The sequence below is a fragment of the Streptomyces sp. NPDC003300 genome (genome assembly GCF_040610915.1).
In the GTDB taxonomy this organism is placed as follows: Bacteria; Actinomycetota; Actinomycetes; order Streptomycetales; family Streptomycetaceae; genus Actinacidiphila.
Map to the genome: position 1 here is coordinate 17,811 of NZ_JBEXNE010000040.1, position 18,457 is coordinate 36,267.

General features: G+C 70.4%; 16 protein-coding genes. 4 read left to right on the forward strand and 12 right to left on the reverse strand.

The window, feature by feature from the left end; all coding sequences use genetic code 11:
- Window position 1: 1 nt before the first annotated feature.
- From ABZX65_RS34080 to ABZX65_RS34100, 5 genes are all read right to left on the reverse strand, one after another.
- Complete coding sequence (locus tag ABZX65_RS34080) at window positions 2–742, reverse strand: ribonuclease H (RefSeq protein WP_355349162.1); 741 nt, start codon at window positions 740–742, stop codon at window positions 2–4.
- Between the two features lie 64 nt (window positions 743–806).
- Window positions 807–1,310: an N-acetyltransferase gene (locus tag ABZX65_RS34085; RefSeq protein WP_355349165.1), complete on the reverse strand. Its 504-nt coding sequence runs from the start codon at window positions 1,308–1,310 to the stop codon at window positions 807–809.
- Window positions 1,311–1,875: 565 nt separating this feature from the next.
- Window positions 1,876–2,193 carry a hypothetical protein gene (locus ABZX65_RS34090; protein WP_355349168.1) on the reverse strand — a complete coding sequence of 106 codons (318 nt, stop codon included), beginning with the start codon at window positions 2,191–2,193 and terminating at the stop codon, window positions 1,876–1,878.
- A 184-nt stretch (window positions 2,194–2,377) separates the two neighbouring features.
- Entirely contained in the window at window positions 2,378–3,142 is a 765-nt protein-coding gene (locus ABZX65_RS34095; protein WP_355349171.1) for a G1 family glutamic endopeptidase, read from the reverse strand.
- Between the two features lie 299 nt (window positions 3,143–3,441).
- Window positions 3,442–6,168, reverse strand: a complete 2,727-nt coding sequence (locus tag ABZX65_RS34100) for a ricin-type beta-trefoil lectin domain protein (RefSeq protein WP_355349174.1) — start codon at window positions 6,166–6,168, stop codon at window positions 3,442–3,444.
- 441 nt (window positions 6,169–6,609) lie between these two features.
- Between ABZX65_RS34100 and ABZX65_RS34105 the strand changes: the two genes are divergently transcribed.
- Complete coding sequence (locus ABZX65_RS34105) at window positions 6,610–7,503, forward strand: helix-turn-helix transcriptional regulator (protein ID WP_355349177.1); 894 nt, start codon at window positions 6,610–6,612, stop codon at window positions 7,501–7,503.
- A gap of 32 nt (window positions 7,504–7,535) precedes the next feature.
- Here the strand turns inward: ABZX65_RS34105 and ABZX65_RS34110 are convergent, their stop codons facing one another.
- On the reverse strand, window positions 7,536–8,387 hold the full coding sequence (locus tag ABZX65_RS34110; protein ID WP_355349180.1) for a helix-turn-helix transcriptional regulator: 852 nt from the start codon (window positions 8,385–8,387) through the stop codon (window positions 7,536–7,538).
- A gap of 87 nt (window positions 8,388–8,474) precedes the next feature.
- Between ABZX65_RS34110 and ABZX65_RS34115 the strand changes: the two genes are divergently transcribed.
- Window positions 8,475–9,293, forward strand: a complete 819-nt coding sequence (locus tag ABZX65_RS34115) for a glucose 1-dehydrogenase (protein WP_355349183.1) — start codon at window positions 8,475–8,477, stop codon at window positions 9,291–9,293.
- Between the two features lie 94 nt (window positions 9,294–9,387).
- Here the strand turns inward: ABZX65_RS34115 and ABZX65_RS34120 are convergent, their stop codons facing one another.
- From ABZX65_RS34120 to ABZX65_RS34135, 4 genes are all read right to left on the reverse strand, one after another.
- Window positions 9,388–9,729 carry a DUF5713 family protein gene (locus ABZX65_RS34120; RefSeq protein WP_355349186.1) on the reverse strand — a complete coding sequence of 114 codons (342 nt, stop codon included), beginning with the start codon at window positions 9,727–9,729 and terminating at the stop codon, window positions 9,388–9,390.
- Window positions 9,730–9,912: 183 nt separating this feature from the next.
- Window positions 9,913–10,923, reverse strand: coding sequence for a polysaccharide deacetylase family protein (locus ABZX65_RS34125; RefSeq protein ID WP_355349189.1), 1,011 nt, complete (start codon window positions 10,921–10,923; stop codon window positions 9,913–9,915).
- 169 nt (window positions 10,924–11,092) lie between these two features.
- Complete coding sequence (locus ABZX65_RS34130; RefSeq protein WP_355349255.1) at window positions 11,093–12,130, reverse strand: glycoside hydrolase family 11 protein; 1,038 nt, start codon at window positions 12,128–12,130, stop codon at window positions 11,093–11,095.
- Window positions 12,131–12,418: 288 nt separating this feature from the next.
- A complete protein-coding gene (locus ABZX65_RS34135; protein WP_355349192.1) occupies window positions 12,419–12,895 on the reverse strand; it encodes a MarR family transcriptional regulator in 477 nt (158 codons plus the stop codon).
- Window positions 12,896–13,155: 260 nt separating this feature from the next.
- Between ABZX65_RS34135 and ABZX65_RS34140 the strand changes: the two genes are divergently transcribed.
- Window positions 13,156–14,124 (forward strand): alpha/beta hydrolase, encoded by a 969-nt coding sequence (locus tag ABZX65_RS34140; RefSeq protein ID WP_355349195.1) that lies wholly within the window; start codon window positions 13,156–13,158, stop codon window positions 14,122–14,124.
- A gap of 35 nt (window positions 14,125–14,159) precedes the next feature.
- Here the strand turns inward: ABZX65_RS34140 and ABZX65_RS34145 are convergent, their stop codons facing one another.
- Complete coding sequence (locus tag ABZX65_RS34145) at window positions 14,160–15,203, reverse strand: hypothetical protein (protein WP_355349198.1); 1,044 nt, start codon at window positions 15,201–15,203, stop codon at window positions 14,160–14,162.
- Window positions 15,204–15,490: 287 nt separating this feature from the next.
- Window positions 15,491–17,173: a xylosidase gene (locus tag ABZX65_RS34150; protein WP_355349201.1), complete on the reverse strand. Its 1,683-nt coding sequence runs from the start codon at window positions 17,171–17,173 to the stop codon at window positions 15,491–15,493.
- A 580-nt stretch (window positions 17,174–17,753) separates the two neighbouring features.
- Here ABZX65_RS34150 and ABZX65_RS34155 point away from each other — a divergent pair.
- Window positions 17,754–18,398, forward strand: coding sequence for a peroxiredoxin-like family protein (locus ABZX65_RS34155; protein ID WP_355349204.1), 645 nt, complete (start codon window positions 17,754–17,756; stop codon window positions 18,396–18,398).
- The last annotated feature ends 59 nt before the right edge of the window (window positions 18,399–18,457 follow it).

Genomic DNA, 18,457 nt, shown 5'->3' on the forward strand with positions numbered 1-18,457 from the left:
GCTACCGCGTTCCGCCCTGGTCGCGGCACTCCGGGTGGCCCCAGCCGTCGGGGTTCTTGGCGATCGGCTCGCCCGCGGCGTAGGAGCGGCCGCAGCGGCAGCGGCCGGGGAATTTGGCGTTGAGGGTGCGCGAGGACGTGGTGCCGGTGGCACCGCTCGCTGTCCCGGTCCCGCCGCCGTTGCCGCTTCCGCCTCCGGAGGGCTTGCGCTTGGGGGCGGACGAGGTGCGGGGGGTGTCGGGGTTGCGGGGCGGCGGCGGGGAGTCGTAGCGGGTGCCCGAGGCTTGCTGGGTGATGGCGGTGTTGCTGGCGGCGCGGTCGGCGTAGTCGTTGAGCCGGTCGCCGTCGACCTGGTGGGCGGCGACGTACGTGAACTCGACGTCACGGCCGGTGAGCAGCGCGTCGATGCCCGCGACGAGTTCCTGGTTGGCGACGGGCTTGCCCGCGGCGGTCTTCCAGCCCTTGCGCTTCCAGCCGGGCAGCCAGGTGGTGACCGCCTTCATCGCGTACTGGGAGTCCATCCGGATCTCCATCGGCACGGCGGGGTCGACGGTCTCCAACAGCCGGAGCAGGGCGGTGAGTTCCGCGACGTTGTTGGTGGCCGTGCCCAGCGGGCCCGCCTCCCAGCGGTCGGGCTCCCCCGTACCGTCGGCGATCACCCAGGCCCACGCGGCCGGTCCCGGATTCCCCTTCGATGCCCCGTCACACGCGGCGATGATGCGTTCTGCCATGCCAGAGATCATGCCAGCCCGCGGACGGTCGTACGGCCCCGGCCCGAGGAGGCGCCCCGGCAGGGGTGAGGCGGGGCTACGGCTCGGGCGAGTAATCCGGCAGGGCGAGCCACTCCTTCCACGACAGGTCGCGGCCGATGTGGCGCGGGCGCTCGAAGGGCCAGTCCTCCGCGATCCAGCGCGGCACCAGGGCGTCCAGCGCCCGCTCCAGGTCGGTGCCCACCCGGTCGTCCACCACCCACCACGAGATCTCGGCGTCGGCGCCCGCCTTCTCCGGCGGGTCGATGTAGACACAGCCGAGCAGCGCGGTGTTCGCGTCGTCGAAGAGCGCGTAGTTGAAGGACTGGTGCGCGGCGATCTCGGTCGCGTGCCGTTCGAGATCGGCGAGATCGGCCTCGTACGTCATGTCGGCGGGCGGCCAGCCCCAGGCCGGGCCGAAGATCGACCAGAGGCGGTCGCGCGAGCCCATCACCGCGGGGTAGTCGAGCGCGGTGTCGGATCCGGCGATCGGGCGCAGATGGTGGCCGCCGGGCAGGGGGACGCGGACGGGGTGGACGAAGTCAGCGGGCAGCCAGGTCATGCGGCGGAGGCTAGCGCGCTGGAACGTCGCACCGCACCGGATTTATCGCCGCCGCGACATGGCGGCGGACGGTCCGCGAAGGCCCGTCGCCGCTCAGTGACCGCCCTTCGGCTGTTGGCAGCCGGTGCCGTCGGCGTAACCGGCGAAGGCGTCGACCTCGGTGACGGCCCTGTTCAGCGCGCCCTTGAGGCAGATCGGGGTGTGGTCGACGACGAAGCCCGCATGGGTGGAGCCGTAGGCCGAGACGCTGACCGACTCGGGGGCGTAGCCGAGGGCGACGAGGCCGAGGCGGAGGTGACGGCCGCGGTGGGCCGCCCGGACGGCGCTTCGGCCCCCGCGCTGTCCACGGTCCGCGTGCCGCAGCCGGTCAGCGCGAGCGCCGCCACGGCGGTCAGCGACGGCGGGAGGACAACGGCGACTCTGCGGAGTCGGGCTCGGGTCATGCCCACGATCATGCCCGCCGGGCGGTGGCGGGCGCGTGGGTTCCCGTACTCAGTTCCGCGGGCGCGCGGACAGCGGCGGCGGACCGTCGTCGGGGACCGGCCCGCCGCGCCCGCGGGCCCGTTCACTCCGCGTCGATGCCGGTGATGACGGGGTCGCCGAGCCGGGCGGTCTCCTCGGTGAAGCCCGCGACGCCGAGCGCGTCGTTGACGAGGTCGCGCGCGGCCCCCTCGGCGGCGGGCGGATTGTCGGCGTCGACCGCGACGCGCACGCTGAAGGCGCTGGAGTCGCCGTACATCGTCAGGATGTCCAGCTCCTCGTCCTCGCCGAAGTCCGTGCTCTGCGGGTCGACGGGGCGCAGGGCCCGGACGAGCGTCGAGCGGGCCTCGGCGGTCGGCGCGTCGAGGAAGGTGCCGGGGACGGTCACAACATAGGTGGTCATGAGGGTTACGTCTGCCCGTTCCGCCGCCCGCCATCCCACCCGCGAGGTGCCCGGCCCGCCGGCGTGCGGCGTGTCGGGCACCTCGCGGTACGGCTGACGTGGGTAGGTCATCCGGACGGAGGAGCCGTGCGCGGTGCCGGAATCCGTACGGCGCGGTCACCTGCGCGGTGGGCGTCCGGAGGCCCTAGCTGTGGTTCCAGGTGACGCTGAAGGCGTTGCCGCCGGAGAGCGCGGAGGTGGTCGCCTTGGTGGTGCTGCCGGAGGCCATGTTGATCTTGTCGGGGCCGTAGGTGCCGATCGCCTGGCCGTTGGCGGTGGCGTTGGTGAAGGACGCGGTGCTGAAGTGCGCGAGCGGCAGGACGCCGGTGGAGCTGGACGGCGCCTCGGCGATGATCTCCGCGGAGGCCAGGGAGGCGCCCTGGAGCGTCTTCTTGGTGGTCTTCGTCCAGTTCTTGGTGGTGTCGCTGAGGGTGAGCGTGAACGAGCCGCTGCCGTTGGTGGAGACCGTCGAGGTGAAGTGGTCGCCGGGGCTCACCGCGTTGGAGTAGTTCACGGGATAGGCCGGGTACATCTCGTACCACGAGGAGTACACGGCGCGACCGCCGGAGCAGTCCGCCTCGGTGCCGGTCTGCTCCACGGAGTTGCTGCCGTCGCCGTCGAGACCTATCCAGAACGAGGAGTACGTGGTGGCGCCGGTGCAGGTGACCGACGGCTGGACCCAGCTCGCGGAGACGCTGGTGAAGGTGGAGCCGGTGGCCGCGTAACCGGCCCAGTTGGAACTGGTGCTGTGCACGATGCGGCTGTTCGGGCCGATCAGGCGGTGGCTGCCCATGGGGGTGAGGCGGACCGATGAGTCGGCCGAGGCGACCGCGGAGGGCGCGGTCGCGAGGGCGGACAGGACTGCTGCGGCCACGGCGGATACGGCGGTGATGCGCGTTGTTGCCGACATGCTGCTCCTTCTCGCGGGTCTCGCGGTACAGGTGTCACCGGCGCGACCGGAGGGGTGTGTGGCCCCTGAGGGGTGCGTGGCACCAGTGGTGCTTGACAGTGTGCTGACAAGCGCGGCGCGTAGGTGCAGGCGGAATCAAACGATCGGCAAAACTCACGCCAAGTCGCCTTGTGGGCATGTCCAGTTGATCTCTACGGCACTCGAACAGGGGCGAAAAGGGGCCGTCCCGGCGTCCGGGTGTCGGACGCGGGGACGGCCTCACGCGCGGCGGACCTGCGAGAACCGGCCTCCGGCATCGCTCAGTTGCGCGCCCACTTCTGGTTGCCGCCGTTGTTGCAGGTCCAGATGTCCAACGGCGTGCTGTTGGCCGTACCCGTACCGACGGCGTCCAGGCAGGTGCCGGAAGCCACGTTGACGACCGTGCCGTCGGAGCGGACCCGCCACTGCTGGGCGGCGCTGCCGTCGCACGCGTTGATCTCCAGGCCGGTGCCGTCCGCGGTGGCGTGGCCGATGGCGCCCAGGCACTTGGTGTCGTAGACGGTCAACTGGTTGGTGGCGGTGGACGTCCAGGTCTGCTGATTGCCGCGGTTGCAGTCCCACAGCGCGGGTTTCGTGCCGTCGGCCTGGCTCGCGGCGGGCACGTCCACGCAGCGGCCGGAGTCCTGGCCGGTGAGGGAGGCCGCGACGGCGCCGCGGTCCCACTTCTGGTTGGCCCCGTTGTTGCAGGTCCACAGTTCGAGCGGGGTGCTGTTCGCGGTGCCGGCGCCGGTCACGTCGAGGCACTTGCCCGAGCCGACGTTGACGACGCTGCCGTCCGCGTTGACGTTCCACTGCTGACCTGTTGCGCCGGTGCAGTCGGAGATGTCGACGGCCGTGCCGTCCGCGGTGCCGCCGCCCGCCGCCTCCAGGCATTTGGTGCCGTAGACCATGAGCTGCTTGGCGGGGGTGGCGGTCCAGGTCTGGTTGGTGTCCCCGTTGCAGTCCCACAGGGTGACCACGGTGCCGTTGGCCTGACCGCGGGCGGGCACGTCGGCGCAGATCCCGGAGTGCCGGTCCTTGAGGAAGCCGCTGACGTTGCCCGCGGCCTTCGGGGTGATCGCGAGGTTGTCGAACTGGTCGGTCTGGTAGCCGACGACACCGAAACCGACCTGGCCGCTGGCGTACGAGCCGTCGTTGACGGTGCCCAGGGTGGCGCCGTCGAGGGTCGCGGTGATCTGGTCGCCGGAGAAGCCGATCGACACGGTGTGCCAGGTGTTGAGCGCGAGCGCGGCGTGGCTGCCGGACGTCAGCGTGCTGAGGTTGCCCGAGCTGGTGCTCTTCGCGATCGACCAGGCTCCGGTGTTGGAGAGCCGCAACTGGTAGGCGGCCTGGTGGCTCTGGGGCCGCGACTGGGTACCCGCCCGGCCCAACAGGGTCACGGTGCCCGCCTGTTGGAGGTTGACGTCGACTCCAGCCGTGTAATTCGACCAGGTCGTGTCGCCGACGAGGGTGAACGCGTCGGAGTCCTCCTGCCATTCGATCGGCTTGACCGGTGTCACCTGCTGCACGCACTGCCCCGTCCGTCCGCCGGCGCAGGGCCGCGCCTCGAAGGAGCCCTGCATGTCGGAGAGATACCGGGCCTCGGTGTTGGTGGCGACGGCGTCGAAGGTGTCGGAGTACGGCAGCGGCAGCGCGTGCGCCGCCGGGCCGGTGGCGGTGCCCTTGCCCTGGCCGGTGGTCGTGGTGACCGTGTAGACGTAACCGGGTTGCAGCGTCAGGGAGTACGAGCCGCCCGAAGGGGTGATGTCCTGCGTGTGGACGAAGGAGGTGGCCGCGGTCGGCGCGTTCACCTGGGTGGCCCAGACGTGCACGGTCCCGGTGGACAGGCCGCCCTGGACGTGGAGGTTCACGGTCTGCGCGGCGGTGGCGGTCGTGGTCTCCAGCACGGTGGAGTAGTCGGAGGTGGTGTTCGACTTGATCGTCACGTAGGTGCCGTTTGACTCGGCGCCGCCGAGGTAGCCGGAGGCGGAGTCGATGAACTTCCAGCCGGGCTGGGTGAATTGGGTGACCTGGGCGGTGGCCCAGGTGCTGGCGCCGATGGTGTAGTTCCCCGACCAGGGCGAGTTGGCGGTAGCCAGGCCCACCGTGTTGTACGGCAGATTGGGGTAGATCGCGGCGAGCAGCGGCCAGTTGAAGTAGCTGACCATCTTGGCGTCGGTGTAGCCGCGGGTGATGGCCCTGATCAGGGCGGGTGCTCCGGTGTTCATGTCCTGCGAGCCGTTCTCGCTGTCCCACAGCGGCTTGCCGTTGTTCTGCGCGGCGGTGGTGCTGCTGCACGTGTCGGCGCTGCCGCCGTCGCCGCCCGCGCAGGAGTAGTGCGTGCCGATGATCGAGACGGCGTTGTTGAACGCGGCGTTGTTCGCCATGTCGTCGGCCACGCCCCAGCCGCTGTCGTCGGCGACGAGTTGCACACCGGAGTATCCGGCGGCGTTCAGCGCCGCTCGCAGTTGGACGTACCAGTTGACGTCGTGCCCGCGCTCGTTCCAGCCGCCCAGGTACTTGATCGTCAGGCCGTGCTGCTTGGCGCAGCCGAGCCAGGAGATCAGGTAGTTGATCGTGTCGGTGGACCAGAAGCCGCCGTTGATCCAGCCGGGCGCGGCCCAGGCGAGGCCGTAGAGACCGATGTTCGGATTGCGGGCCCTGGCCTGTTCCGCGAGCCAGAATTCGTATCCGGCGTCGCAGTTGATCTGGCCTTTGACGTGTTCGATCGACGGTTCCGAGCCGTCGGTGGAGTTGGCGTCGCCGCCGATCTCCAGTTTCAGCAGTTGCAGGTTCGCGCCGTAGCCGGGCTTGAACAGGTAGTCGAGGATCTGCGCCTGTTGCGCGGCCGGGTAGTCGGTCAGCAGCCGGGAGTTGCCGCCTCCGCCGCTGATCGCGCCGATGCCGTCGAAGGTCCGGCCGCCCTGTGTCCCGTCCACCGTGATCGTGGTGGTGGCCGCGTTCGCGGGGGCGACGCCGACGGTCAGCAGTGCGATGAGCAGCCCCATGACCCACAACGGGGCAAATCTCCATGTTCGTAACATGACTGAACCCTTCACCGTGGGGGGATGGCGTTCAGTGTGTTGTCATGTTCAGTTCTTGGTCAATATGGCGAACGAAGAAAACAGAAACAAACGTCGACAGTCGTCGTCAGCGGGCCGCGCCGTCGCACGGCGCTCGAAGTCGATCAGCGGGGGGCGTGAGCGGAGAGAACGGGAGCGGTGACGGCGAGAGCGGTGAAGGCGGGAGTTGATCAGCGCGGCCCGGTCGGCCGGGGAGTGGGCCTTCGGCGCCCGGTGATCGGCCGTCTCACCGCCGCGGCCGTTCGACGGCCGTGATCACATATCTCACGGGAACACGAAAAGGGAGCGGCGAGTCACGGGAGGAGAACATCCGGGGAGGAAACTCTCCCCCGCACGCGGCGGGCCGCCGGTGCGACAATGGCTGGCATGACCGGCGACGCGCACATGAATGAGCTGGGCGAGTTCCTGAAGGCCCGGCGGGCCGAGCTCGGCCCGCGCACCGTGGGGCTGCCGGACCCCGGTACACCCCGGCGGGTACCCGGGCTGCGCCGGGAGGAAGTGGCGCAGCTCGCCGCGATCAGCACCGACTACTACACCCGCCTGGAGCAGGGCCGTATCCATGCCTCGGTGTCCGTGCTGGCCGCCCTGGCCCGGGTGCTGCGACTGGACGACGACCAGCGCGACTACCTCTTCGGGCTGGCCGGGAAGACACTCGTGCGACCGCGCCGCCGCACCCGGCAGAAAGTCCAACCGCAATTGCGACGGCTTCTGGACGACCTCGGTGCGACACCCGCCATTGTCATGGGCCGTTGCATGGATATCATCGCGTGGAATTCGCTCGCCTCGGCACTCATCACCGATTTCTCGGCCATCCCGGAAAAGCACCGGAATTACGTGCGGATCATCTTCACCGATCCGTCGATGAAATCGCTCTACGCGGACTGGGAGAAAGTGGCGCGCACCTGCGTGTCGCAGCTGCGGATGGAGGCCGCCAAGTACCCCGACGACCCGGGGCTCGTCGAACTGGTCGGTGAACTGTCCGTGCAGGACGAGCAGTTCCGCCAGTGGTGGGCCACCCATCAGGTCGCCACGCTCAGCGTGGGCACCAAGGCCCTGCGCCATCCCGTCGCCGGGGAGCTCAGCCTGGACTGGGACACCCTGACCGCGAGTACCGACCCCGACCAGCAGCTCATCGTCTGGACCGCGGAGCCGGGCAGCCGTACCCACGAGGGCCTGCGCTTCCTCGCCTCGTGGGCCGCGTCCCACCTCCCGGCGGGTGACACCCCCGCATCGGCCGCTGAGGAGCACCCGCTCGGCTGACACGCCGGCCCGCACCCGGCCGGGCGGTGGCTTCAGCCGGTCACGTCCATGCGCTGGGTGCCGATGACGGACAGCAGCCGCAGCGCCTCCTCGGACGGCGAGCCGGGCGTCGCGGTGTAGATCACGACCTGCTGGTCCCGGTCGGCGATGTCCAGGACGTCGCAGTTGACGGTGACCGGCCCGACCAGCGGGTGCTGGAAGGTTTTACGGAGGGTGGGCTCGCTGCGCACGTCGTGGGAGGCCCACAGCTCGCGGAATTCCGCGCTCCCGGCCCGCAGCTCGGCCACCAGCTCCGTCACCTCGGGGTCGTCGGGGTAGCGGGCGGCGACGGTACGCAGCCGCTGGGCGGCGTTGCTCGCGAAACGGTCCACGTCCGACACCCCGTACAGCCGCTGGCCCTGCCGGTGCGGTCCGAGGAAGGCGCGGCGGACGAAGTTGCGGTCGCGGCGCGACAGGGTGGAGAAGTCCTCCATGAGCGCCGCCGCCAGGTCGTTCCAGGCGATGACCTCTCCGATCGCGGACATCACGGTCGCCGCGGCCTGCGGCAGGCGTTCCAGCAGGTCGAGGATGCTCTGGCGCACCTCGCGCGAGGGTCCTGCGGGCGGTCCCGGCGGGGCGCCCGCGAGGTGGTGGAGATGGTCGCGCTCGACGTCCGTCAGCCGCAGCGCACGGGCCAGCCCCGCCAGGACCTCGCGGGACGGGCGAGGGCCGCGGGCCTGTTCGAGCCGCGTGTAGTACTCGGTCGAGATGAAGGCGAGCTGGGCCGCCTCCTCGCGGCGCAGCCCCGGCGTGCGGCGCCGGGTCCCGGCGGGCAGCCCCACCTCGGCAGGGGTGATCCGCTCGCGTCTGCTGCGCAGGAAGTCGGCCAGTTCTCGTCTGTCCACCTCTCCAGTGTGCTCGTGTGCCGCCGGGCGCAGCCAGGTACAGCCGGTGCCTGGCTGCGCCCGGCAGTCCGGCGCACGCTCGATGCCATGAACACCACACCCAACGTCGACACACCCACCACCGACACCACCGCGACCGGCGCCGCCACCGGGCTGCTGGCGGACAAGGTCGCCCTCATCACCGGCGCGGGTCGCGGCATCGGCGCCGCCGCGGCCCTGCTCTTCGCCCGCGAGGGCGCCCGCGTCATGCTCGCGGCCCGTACCGAGGCGCAGCTCAAGGCCGTGACCGAGCAGGTCGGGGCGGCGGGCGGCACCGCCGACCACGTGGTGTGCGACCTGGCCGACGCGGCGAGCGTACGCGCGGCGGTCGACCGTACGGTGGAGCGGTTCGGCCGCCTCGACGTCGCCTTCAACAACGGCGCCACGAACGCGTCACCCGGCCCGCTGGACCAGGTACCGGAAGCCGACTTCGACCGCCTCTACGCCGTGAACCTCCGGGGTCCGTGGCTCGCGATGGCCGCCGAGGTCGCCGCGATCCGGGCCACCGCGGGGACCGGCGCAATCGTCAACAACTCCAGCGTCGGCAGCCTGCGGGGCAACCCCGAACTGCCCGCCTACGGCGCGATGAAGCGGGCGGTCAACAGCCTCACCGAGTCGGCCGCCGTCACGTACGGTCCCGAGGGCATCCGCGTCAACGCCATCGCTCCCGGCGGCACACTGACCGAGATGATCCACGCCTGGGCGGCGGAGTCCCCCGGTCTGCTCGACCGGATCACGGCGCACACCCCGCTGCGCCGGGCCGCCGACCCCGCCGAGATCGCGGAGGCCGCCGCCTGGCTGCTCAGCGACCGCGCGTCCTACGTGACGGGCACCGTCCTGCGGGTGGACGGCGGCGCGGCGGCCTGAGCCGCGCGGCCCGCGGCCGTCACCGGTCGTCGGCGGGTGCCACCGGTTATCGGCGGGTGTCACCGGGCGGCGGGCGGCGGTGCCACTCGGGCCGTCACCACTCGCGGGCGGCGATCAGTTCCTCGACGTCCGCGTCCTCGAAGCCGTAGGCCGTCGCCACAAACCAAATGTCCCCGCCTATCTCCTCCCGTGCGACGGTCTCGATCTCGCTGCCCGCGGCGTCGAACTCCGCCTCCAGAGCGTTGAACCGCTCCGTCGCGACCGCCGTCAGCGCGTACAGCGCCTTCAGGTCCGCGGGCCGCTCCGCCTCGATCCGCTCGCACAGGTCCAGCAGGATGGCCTTCCCCTTGTCGAGGACGTGGTCGGGAAAATACTCGTCCTCGTACAGCACCTCGAGGAACGCCCGTTCCTTGACCTGCTGGTTGGTGATCGTCATGGCGACGCCCTCCCCTTCTGCCCTGGATCAGCCCCGCGTCCAGTGTGGAATGTCCGACGTCCCCGATCGTGCACCACACCACTGACAACGCCGGTGGCGCGACGGCCGTCGGCCGCCGCGCCCCGGTCGCGTGAGCCCGCGCTTCAGCGCGGTCCGGCGCCGCTCGTCGCGGGCTGGCTCAGGTCAGCTCGGACTGCACGACACCGTCGGCCACGTCCAGGCGCCGTTGGTCTGGATCGTCACACCCCAGTTGTTGCCGCTGCCGTTCGGCTTGGCGGTCAAGACCTGGGCACTGGGATACGTGGCGTTGATGTTCCACGTCGCGATGATCTTCTCCGGCGCGGGAACGTTCATCGTCACCGTCCACGAACTCGACCCGGACACCGCCACGTTCAGGTTGTACCGGTCGCTCCACTGCTGACCGGCGGAGAGGGTCGCGGTGCAACTGCCCCCGCCACCGCCCCCGGTGGTGCCTCCGGTCGTGCCGCCGGTCCCGCCGCCGCTCGTACCGCCGCTGTCGGGGGCGACGGCGCGGCCGGTCTGCGGCGAGATCATGCCCGCGCACAGGCCGCGGCTCGCCAGGCCCTGCGCGATCCGCGGGATCGCGGCGAGCGTGTTCGCGGGCCACTCGTGCATGAGGATGATCTGGCCGTTGGTGAGCCGGGCGTTGGCCTGCACGATCGCGTCGGTGCTCGCGCCGTTCCAGTCCTGCGAGTCGACGTCCCAGATGATCTGGGTCAGACCGTACTTGGCCTCGACCGACTGCAAGGTCGCGTTGGTCTCGCCGTACGGCGGACGGAACAGTTTCGGTGTGCCGCCGCCCGCCGCCGCGATGGCCTGCTGGGTCCTGGAGACCTCCGAGTCGATCTGGGCCTGGCTCTCCTGGATCAGGTGGGGGTGGGTGTAGCTGTGGTTGCCGACCCACATCCCCGCGTTGATCTCGGCCTGGACCTGGGACGGATAGGACGCGGCGAACTGTCCCTCGTTGAACATCGTGGCCCGCAGGCCGTTCTGCCGAAGGGCGTTGAGGACGCTCGGGGTGTGGTCGTTGGACGGACCGTCGTCGAAGGTGAGTCCGACGTACCCGTTGCAGGTGGCGGCGTGCGACGGGGTGGCGTCGACGGTGAAGGTGACGACGCTCGCCACCGCCGTGGCGGCGACGGCAAGTCCCGTGATCAGGGAACGTAATGACATGTGCGGTCTGGTTCGCATGTGGGGGGCCTCCTTGTGGTGGCGTTGCGAACTCCGTGGGGGGATGACGGGGCCACGCGGTACCGGTACAAGCGGTGCCGGGAAACGCGATACCGGGCAACGCGGTCCGGGGATACGGGCGTACGGGCAACGCGCGTACCGGCGTACGGCGTCAGCTCGGACTGCACGAGACCGTCGGCCACGTCCAGGCGCCGTTGGTCTGGATCGTCACACCCCAGTTGTTGCCGCTGCCGTTCGGCTTGGCGGTCAAGACCTGGGCACTGGGATACGTGGCGTTGATGTTCCACGTCGCGATGATCTTCTCCGGCGCGGGAACGTTCATCGTCACCGTCCACGAACTGGAGCCCGAGACCGAGACGTTGAGGTTGTAGCGGTCGCTCCACTGCTCACCGGCGGACAGCGCGGCCGTGCAACTGCCCCCGCCTCCGGTGGAGCCCCCGGCGGTGGACCCGCCGGTGGTCGAACCACCCGTGGTCGACCCTCCGTTGGTGCCGCCGGTGCTTCCCAGCGTGATGTTGGAGTTGCCGCTGCTCTGGTAGCCCTCGGTGGCGAGGATCATGTAGTTGAAGCTGCCGAGGCTCATCCCATGGCTGGCCCACGCGTCGAAGTGGTTGCCCGTGGTGATGGTGCCGCCGGTCCGCTTCGACTGCCGGACGCTCCAGTACTGGTTGAAGGTCCGGGTGCCCTCGATCGACGGGGCGTTAACCCGTGTCGTCTCGTAGATGTCGTACGTGCCGCCGTCGCTGGTGACCGTGCCCTTGTACGTGCCGGTCGGCCGGTAGGTGCCGTAGTTGTCGACGACGTAGTACTCGACCAGCGGATTCGTCGTCCATCCGTACAGCGACAGGTAGGCGTTGCCCGAGGGGTTGAAGCTGCCCGAGTAGGCGACGCTCCGGCGTCCGCCGGTGGCCCAGCCCTTGCCTGCGACGAAGTTGCCGGCATTGCTCCACGAGGTGCTGTAGTTGCCGCCGGAGCCCAGGGTCATGGAGACGGATCCGCCGCCGTCGGTCCAGAACGAGTAGTAGTAGCCGTTGTTGGTGCCGGTCTGGTTCGACGTGATGATCGTGTCGGCGTTGGCGGTGCCGGGCAGGATGAGCGCGGCCACGCCGACCAGCGCTATCGCGCAGGCGCCGCTGATGAGCAGCCGGAAACGGCTGAGCAGCCCTAACGGGCGCCGTCTGCGGCTCATGTCGGGTGCGGGTGCGGGTGCGTCGTTCATGTGCGTGCTTCCTCCTCGTCTCGTGAGGACCGTCTGCCGCGACAGTGTTGAGCGGAGCACGTCACGTGTCAACACTTTCGGCACCGACTACGAAAGCTTCGCCACCAGTCAGGCGTACGGCACCAGTCGTTTCCGCAGGCAGACGCGCATCAATAGCCGGAGGAATTGGTTGACCCACAAAACCGCCCACCCGCGAGATCATCCCCAAGGGGATGAAATACCGAATGTTTCGGAGCCTTCCGAGTGCGGGCGCGAAGTCTACGACCGGCGGGCGAGGTCGGCCGAGACGTTGTCCGCGAGACGGCGCAACAGAGTCATGGCGGCCTCGGTCTCCCGGGGCGACAGGCCCATCGCCGCGCCTATCGCGGGGGGTACGTCGCGGGCCCGGTCGCGCAGCGCGTCGCCCCGCTCGGTGAGGATGACGCGGACGGTGCGCTCGTCCTCGGCGCTGCGCTCGCGGCGGACCAGACCGGCCGCCTCCAGCCGCTTGATCAGCGGGGTGAGGGTGCCGTAGTCGAGTTGCAGGGCGGCGCCGACGTCCTTGATCGGGACGTCGCCGTGCTGCCAGAGCACCAGCAGCACCAGGTACTGCGGATAGGTGAGGCCGAGCTCGTCCAGCAGCGGACGGTAGCGGCTGGTGACCGCACGGGAGGCCGCGTACAGCGCGAAGCAGAGCTGGTCGTCCAGGAGCAGGGTGAACGCGGGCTCGGCGTCGGCGGCTTCCGTGCTGTCCATGCGGGGCGGCCCTCCTCGGGGACGGGTGACGGGGTCGACCGATCAGCCTAGCTTCACCATGAGGCAATTTCAACGCGCACGATTAGCTTGTACACGAGCTAATCGTGTCCTAGTCTTCTGGGGTGTGGCCGGCTCGCCTTGCCGAGCACGACAGGGCACGGCCGAGCACGATCCACCACGACACGCCGGCCCGGAGCGCACCCGGAGCCGACGCCCACACCGTCCGTCCCTCCCCTTCCGTCCCACGAGGAGCCCCCGTCATGTCCGAGTCCACTCCCGCAGCACCCGTCCTGGAACCGGCCGCCGCGGAATTCGCCGCCGCCACGGCCAACCCGCCGTATCTGTTCGACCTCGGCCCCGTGGCGGGCCGCAAGGCGGTCGACGAGGTGCAGTCCGGCGAGATCGACGCGCCCGAGGTGGACGAGGAGTGGGTGACCGTCGAGGACGGTCCGACCGAGTCCGTACGGGTGCGCGTCGTCCGTCCCAAGGGCGCCGTCGGAGCGCTGCCGGTGATCCTCTACATCCACGGCGCGGGCTGGGTGTTCGGCAACGCCCACACCCACGACCGGCTGGTGCGCGAACTGGCGGACGGTGTCGGCGCGGCGGTGGTCTTCCCCGAGTACGACCTGTCCCCCGAGGCCCGCTACCCGGTCGCGATCGAGCAGAACTACGCCGTCGCCCGCTGGGTCGTCACCGACGGCGCGGCCAAGGGTCTGGACGCGAGCCGCATCGCGGTCGCCGGGGACTCGGTCGGCGGCAACATGGCCGCCGCGCTGACCTTGATGGCCAAGGAGCGCGGTGATGTGCCGCTCGTCCAGCAGGTGCTGTTCTACCCGGTCACCGACGCGAGCTTCGACACCGATTCGTACCACCGGTTCGCGACCGGTTACTTCTTGCGCCGCGACGGCATGCAGTGGTTCTGGGACCAGTACACGAAGGACCCCGCGCAGCGCGCCGAGATCACCGCGTCCCCGCTGCGCGCCACCACGGAACAGCTCACCGGGCTGCCGCCCGCGCTGGTCGTCACCGGTGAGGCCGATGTGCTGCGCGACGAGGGCGAGGCGTACGCCGACAAGCTCCGGCAGGCGGGTGTCGCCGTCACCGCGACCCGCTACCCCGCGATCATCCACGACTTCGTGATGCTCAACGCGCTGCGCGGCACGCAGGCCGCGGAGGGTGCGATCAACCAGGCGGTCACCGTGCTGCGTTCAGCGCTCGGCACCGACTGACCGTCACGGCGGCCCGCGACGCGCTCGCCTGCGCCTCACACCAGCGAGCGCGCCAACGACCGTCCCCACATGCCCATATGGCCGAACGCCTCGGGGTGCCACATCCCCACCCCGAGCACGGGCACCACCAGCAGGATCGCCAGGACGAGTGAGGTCTCCCCCAGGGTGGACAGCTCGTAGCGCTCCACGAGGGTGCCGAGCACCATCAGGCCGACGAAGACGACGACGCACAGGGCGAGCAGGTCACCGATCGCGTACCAGGTCACGGCCTCGGCGCCCGGGTGCTCCCAGCGCGCGTAGGTGAAGCTGGTGCCGGCCAGTATGGCCGCGAGCAGCAGGCCGCAGCCGGTCAGGACGGTGCACCAGGTCGTCCAGACCGGGGCCGGCGGCTTCCGGTCCTCCGGCGGGTCCGCCTCGTCCGCCTCCCGGTCGTCCTTCGAGTAGCCGTCCGCGTGGCCGTCCGCCGTCTTCGGCGTCGCGGCCGATCCGGTCACGGCGTCGGCGGTGTCGTCGGCCGGACCCGGTTCGGGGCCGGGCTCCACGAGTACGCGTACGGCGGCCGCCCGGGCGTCGTACGCCTCGAGCTGTTCGTCGGCGCTCTCCAGCGCGAGGTCGAATTCCCGCAGCCGGGCGATCGCGGCGCCCACCCGGGAACCCTCGTCGGCCCCGGAGCCGGGACCGTCGTCCACGACCGGGGTGCGGGACGGGCCAGGTCGCGTACGGGCCCGGCCCTGCTCCACGGCCGACCGCCGGACGCCGACGGCCAGCTCCTCCGCCGCCTCTCGTTCCCTGCGGGCTCTGGCCAGCAGGGACTCCGCGGCGACCAACCGGTCCTGGTGGTCGGCCAGTTCCCTGCGCCGCGGCGGGGCGTCGATGCCGACCGCCTCATTCGCCCGGCGCTCCAGGACCGCGCACCACGCCTGGAGGTCGGCGACGAGTCCCATCAGCGTCTGGACGACCGCGCCGATGACCGAGAGCGCTTCCCGTACGAGCAACTGGCTCTTGTGCTCTTCGTCGGTCCCCGCGCCCGACCGCGGTTCCAACTCCGGCACCGCTCCGGCAGGATCCCCCTGCGACATCGACCCGCCCCTGTCCTCGACCGGCTCTTCGGTGCCGCCGCGCCCCCGCGTCGGCAGTCCCCGACGTCCATCAGATCACCTGCTCCGGCGATCGGCCACCCTGTTTCGCGCGCCACGCCGGGAGGGTTTCCCGACGGGTCGGCCGGACTCCGCCGCCGCGGCGGGCGGAATCGGACCGTCCGCCCGCGCGGGCCGCCTGGGCCCGGACATGGCGGGGCGCCTCCCTGCCCGGGGAAGGCGGTGCCGGGCAGAAAGGCGCCAGGTGCGCGAGCCGCTGCCGCTAGGGCCTAGCCGGTGATCAGGTCGAATTTCTCCCAGGCGCCGATGGCGGCCCGGTTGGCGACCAGCGGCGCGGCGCCCGCGTTCTCGGCGGTCACGTACTGGTTGGTGGCCTGGGCGCGGAGGCTGACGCTGCCGTCGGAGTTGTGGACGAGGGTGAAGGTCTGGGCGGCGCCGACGGTGGTGGAGTCGGCGATGAGATTGCCGGAACCCGCGCTGACGTAGCGGTTGTTGGCGTGGGCGCGCAGCGCGATGTTGCCGCCGCCCGCGTCGGTCATGTCGAACTGCTCCCAGGCGCCGATGGCGGTCCTGTTGGCGATGAGGGCCGCGGCTCCGGCGTTCTCGGCGGTCACGTAGTCGTTGTTCACGCGGGCGCGCAGGCTGATCACGGTACCGGTGCCGCCGCCCGGTGTGGTGGTCGTCGGCTGGGTGGGGCGGGTCGCGGTGAGGGCGATCTGGCCCTTGAGCATCTTGCCGCCGTCGCCGGTCAGCCGCAGGTAGTAGTCCGACGAGCAGGCCGTGCCGTCCTCGTCCAGCGCCAGGAACCCGGAGTTGGTCGGCACGAAAGCCTGGGACTCGGCGGTCTTGGCGATCTGGTTGCCCTCGTTGTACTCGTCGAACATCGAGATGTAGATGCCCTGCACCCCGGCCCGGCACATGTTGTAGAACTGCCGCCACATGAAGTCGCCGTGCGCGCGCTGGCGGAGTGTGACGGCGCCGGGCAGGACGCACGGCTGGTAGTCGATGCCGTGGGCGGCGCATTCGGCGAGGTCGGGGACGGTCGCCACGTTGTAGAAGTTGTCGGCGTCCGAGACGTTGCCGATCCGGCCGACCATCCACGGCGAGATCATGTTGAACGCGTGGTAGACGTCGCTGAATCCGGCGCGGGAGTCGCGGTCGCCGGTCCGCCACCAGGTGGGTACGCCGCCGATGACGTAACAGCCCTGGGACTTGAACCAGTTGACGACGTCCAGGCAGGGCGCGGGCGCCCACGGGCGTTTGTCGTCGTTGAAGCCGAAGCCCCAGATGCAGACGACCGGCTTGCCGTTCTGCGTCGCGTAGGCGGACGAGGCCGTGTGGGCCTTCATCTTGTTGGTCCAGTCGGTCTTGATCTCCGACTGCATGTTGGTCCAGTCGGTGACGTCGTACATGATGTAGAACTTCCGGCTGTGCGACTCCGCCGCGCTGCGCACCTTGGTGGCCATCGCGTCGCGTGTCGGACCTTCGCCGCCGACGGGGTTGAAGCGCTGGAGCGCGGCGGTGTCGATGTTGTTCTGCTGCATCCACTGGAAGTGGGTGTCCACGGTCTGCTGGTCGTAGGACGAGAAGAGCGTGGCGGGCTGGCCGTTGCCGAGATTCGCGTAGGCGGTCTGGTACGTCTTGGTGTAGTCGCGCATGTCGGGCCAGGCGACGATGCCGGTGTTGGACGGCGACGGGGGCTGGCTGGAGTTGGGGCTCCAGTGCCACCAGGCGTTGATCGGGGCGCCGTCGCCGATGCAGGCGAACCAGCCCTGATAGCCGACCGTGACCTTCCCGACCACGTCTCCCGGCCCGCTCGCGGCGGGGGCGGCCGACGCGGACGGGGAGACGGCGGACGCCGAGGCTCTCGCGGCCAGGCCCAGGGCGCCGAGGGCGGCGGCGGACGTACCGGCCGCGGTGACGCTCACGAACTTGCGACGTGACACTGCCATGGATGACTCCGAACGGCGACGCGCGGCGGGACCGCCGGGCGTATCGGTGGACTGAGTGTGGGGGTTCATGCTGTTGGCCTGTTCAACAGATGAACTCAGTGTTCCGTGGTGGGCCGCGCGGGGCGCGCGCGGCCAGCCCGGTGAATTCCGCTCGAATTACGCTGACTTGCGGTGGGGTCCGGCGCGCACAGTCCCTTGACACGCGCCTTCACGCCGATCTTCCGTGCACAAGCGGTATCGGGCACGCGTCGATTCAACTGCTGAATCCAATGGTGCGTCAAGGGTCTAGACCTGATTGACGGTTCCTCCGGAATTCTCCCGAATGGCGCCCAGGAAAGGCGCGTTGAACGTCCGTATCGGGCACGAAAGGTCGGAGGGGATGATTCAGATAGTGTCAGGCATCGTCAAATATCTCGGCTGACAATCGGCCCCAGCGTTCGGCCGGACGCGCCGCCGCTCGGCCGACTATTCTCGACAGCGGCAGCGTCGCCACTCATCGCGCCCGTCCGCGACAGCGCTGCCGTACCTTCGCGGCGCCTCCGCCGAATCGACGCCTCCCGACGCCTCCCGACGCCTCCCGATGCCTCTCGACGCTTTACCGACAGGAGCCAAGCCGGTGCGGAAGACCGAAACGACCTTCACCGCGGGGGATTTAGCCCCGTCACACGTCCTGACCACGATGACCGGGGAGACCGTCGCCGTTCCCGAGGCCGGATATCCGGTGCACCTGCAATTCCGGCGGTTCGCGGGATGCCCGGTCTGCAATCTGCACCTGCGCTCCTTCGTCCGGCGGGCCGACGAGATCAGGGCCGCCGGAATCCACGAGGTCGTGGTCTTCCACGCCCCCGACGAGGAACTGCTCAAGTACGAGGCCGAGTTGCCGTTCGCCGTGGTGGGCGACCCGGACAAGACGCTCTACCGCGAGTTCGGGGTCGAGACCTCGATCCGCGCGGTGGCCGATCCGCGGGTCTGGCCGGCCATCGCGCGCGCGGTCGGCAGCTCGATGTGGGGCGCGGTCCGGCGCCGCAACCGTATGGCCCCGGTAGTGCCGACCGGCGGCAGCCTCGGTCTGCCCGCCGACTTCCTGATCGCCCCGGACGGCCGGATCGTCGCGGCGAAGTACGGCGAGCACGCGTACGACCAGTGGTCCGTGGACGAACTGCTCGCGCACGCGGCGCAAGCGGCGGCCACGGCGCCGGCCGATCCCACCGAGGCCCCGGCCTGACGGCCGTCGCGCCACGGTCCGGCCGGGTCCCCACGGCGCCGGGCGTGTCCGCTCGGCAC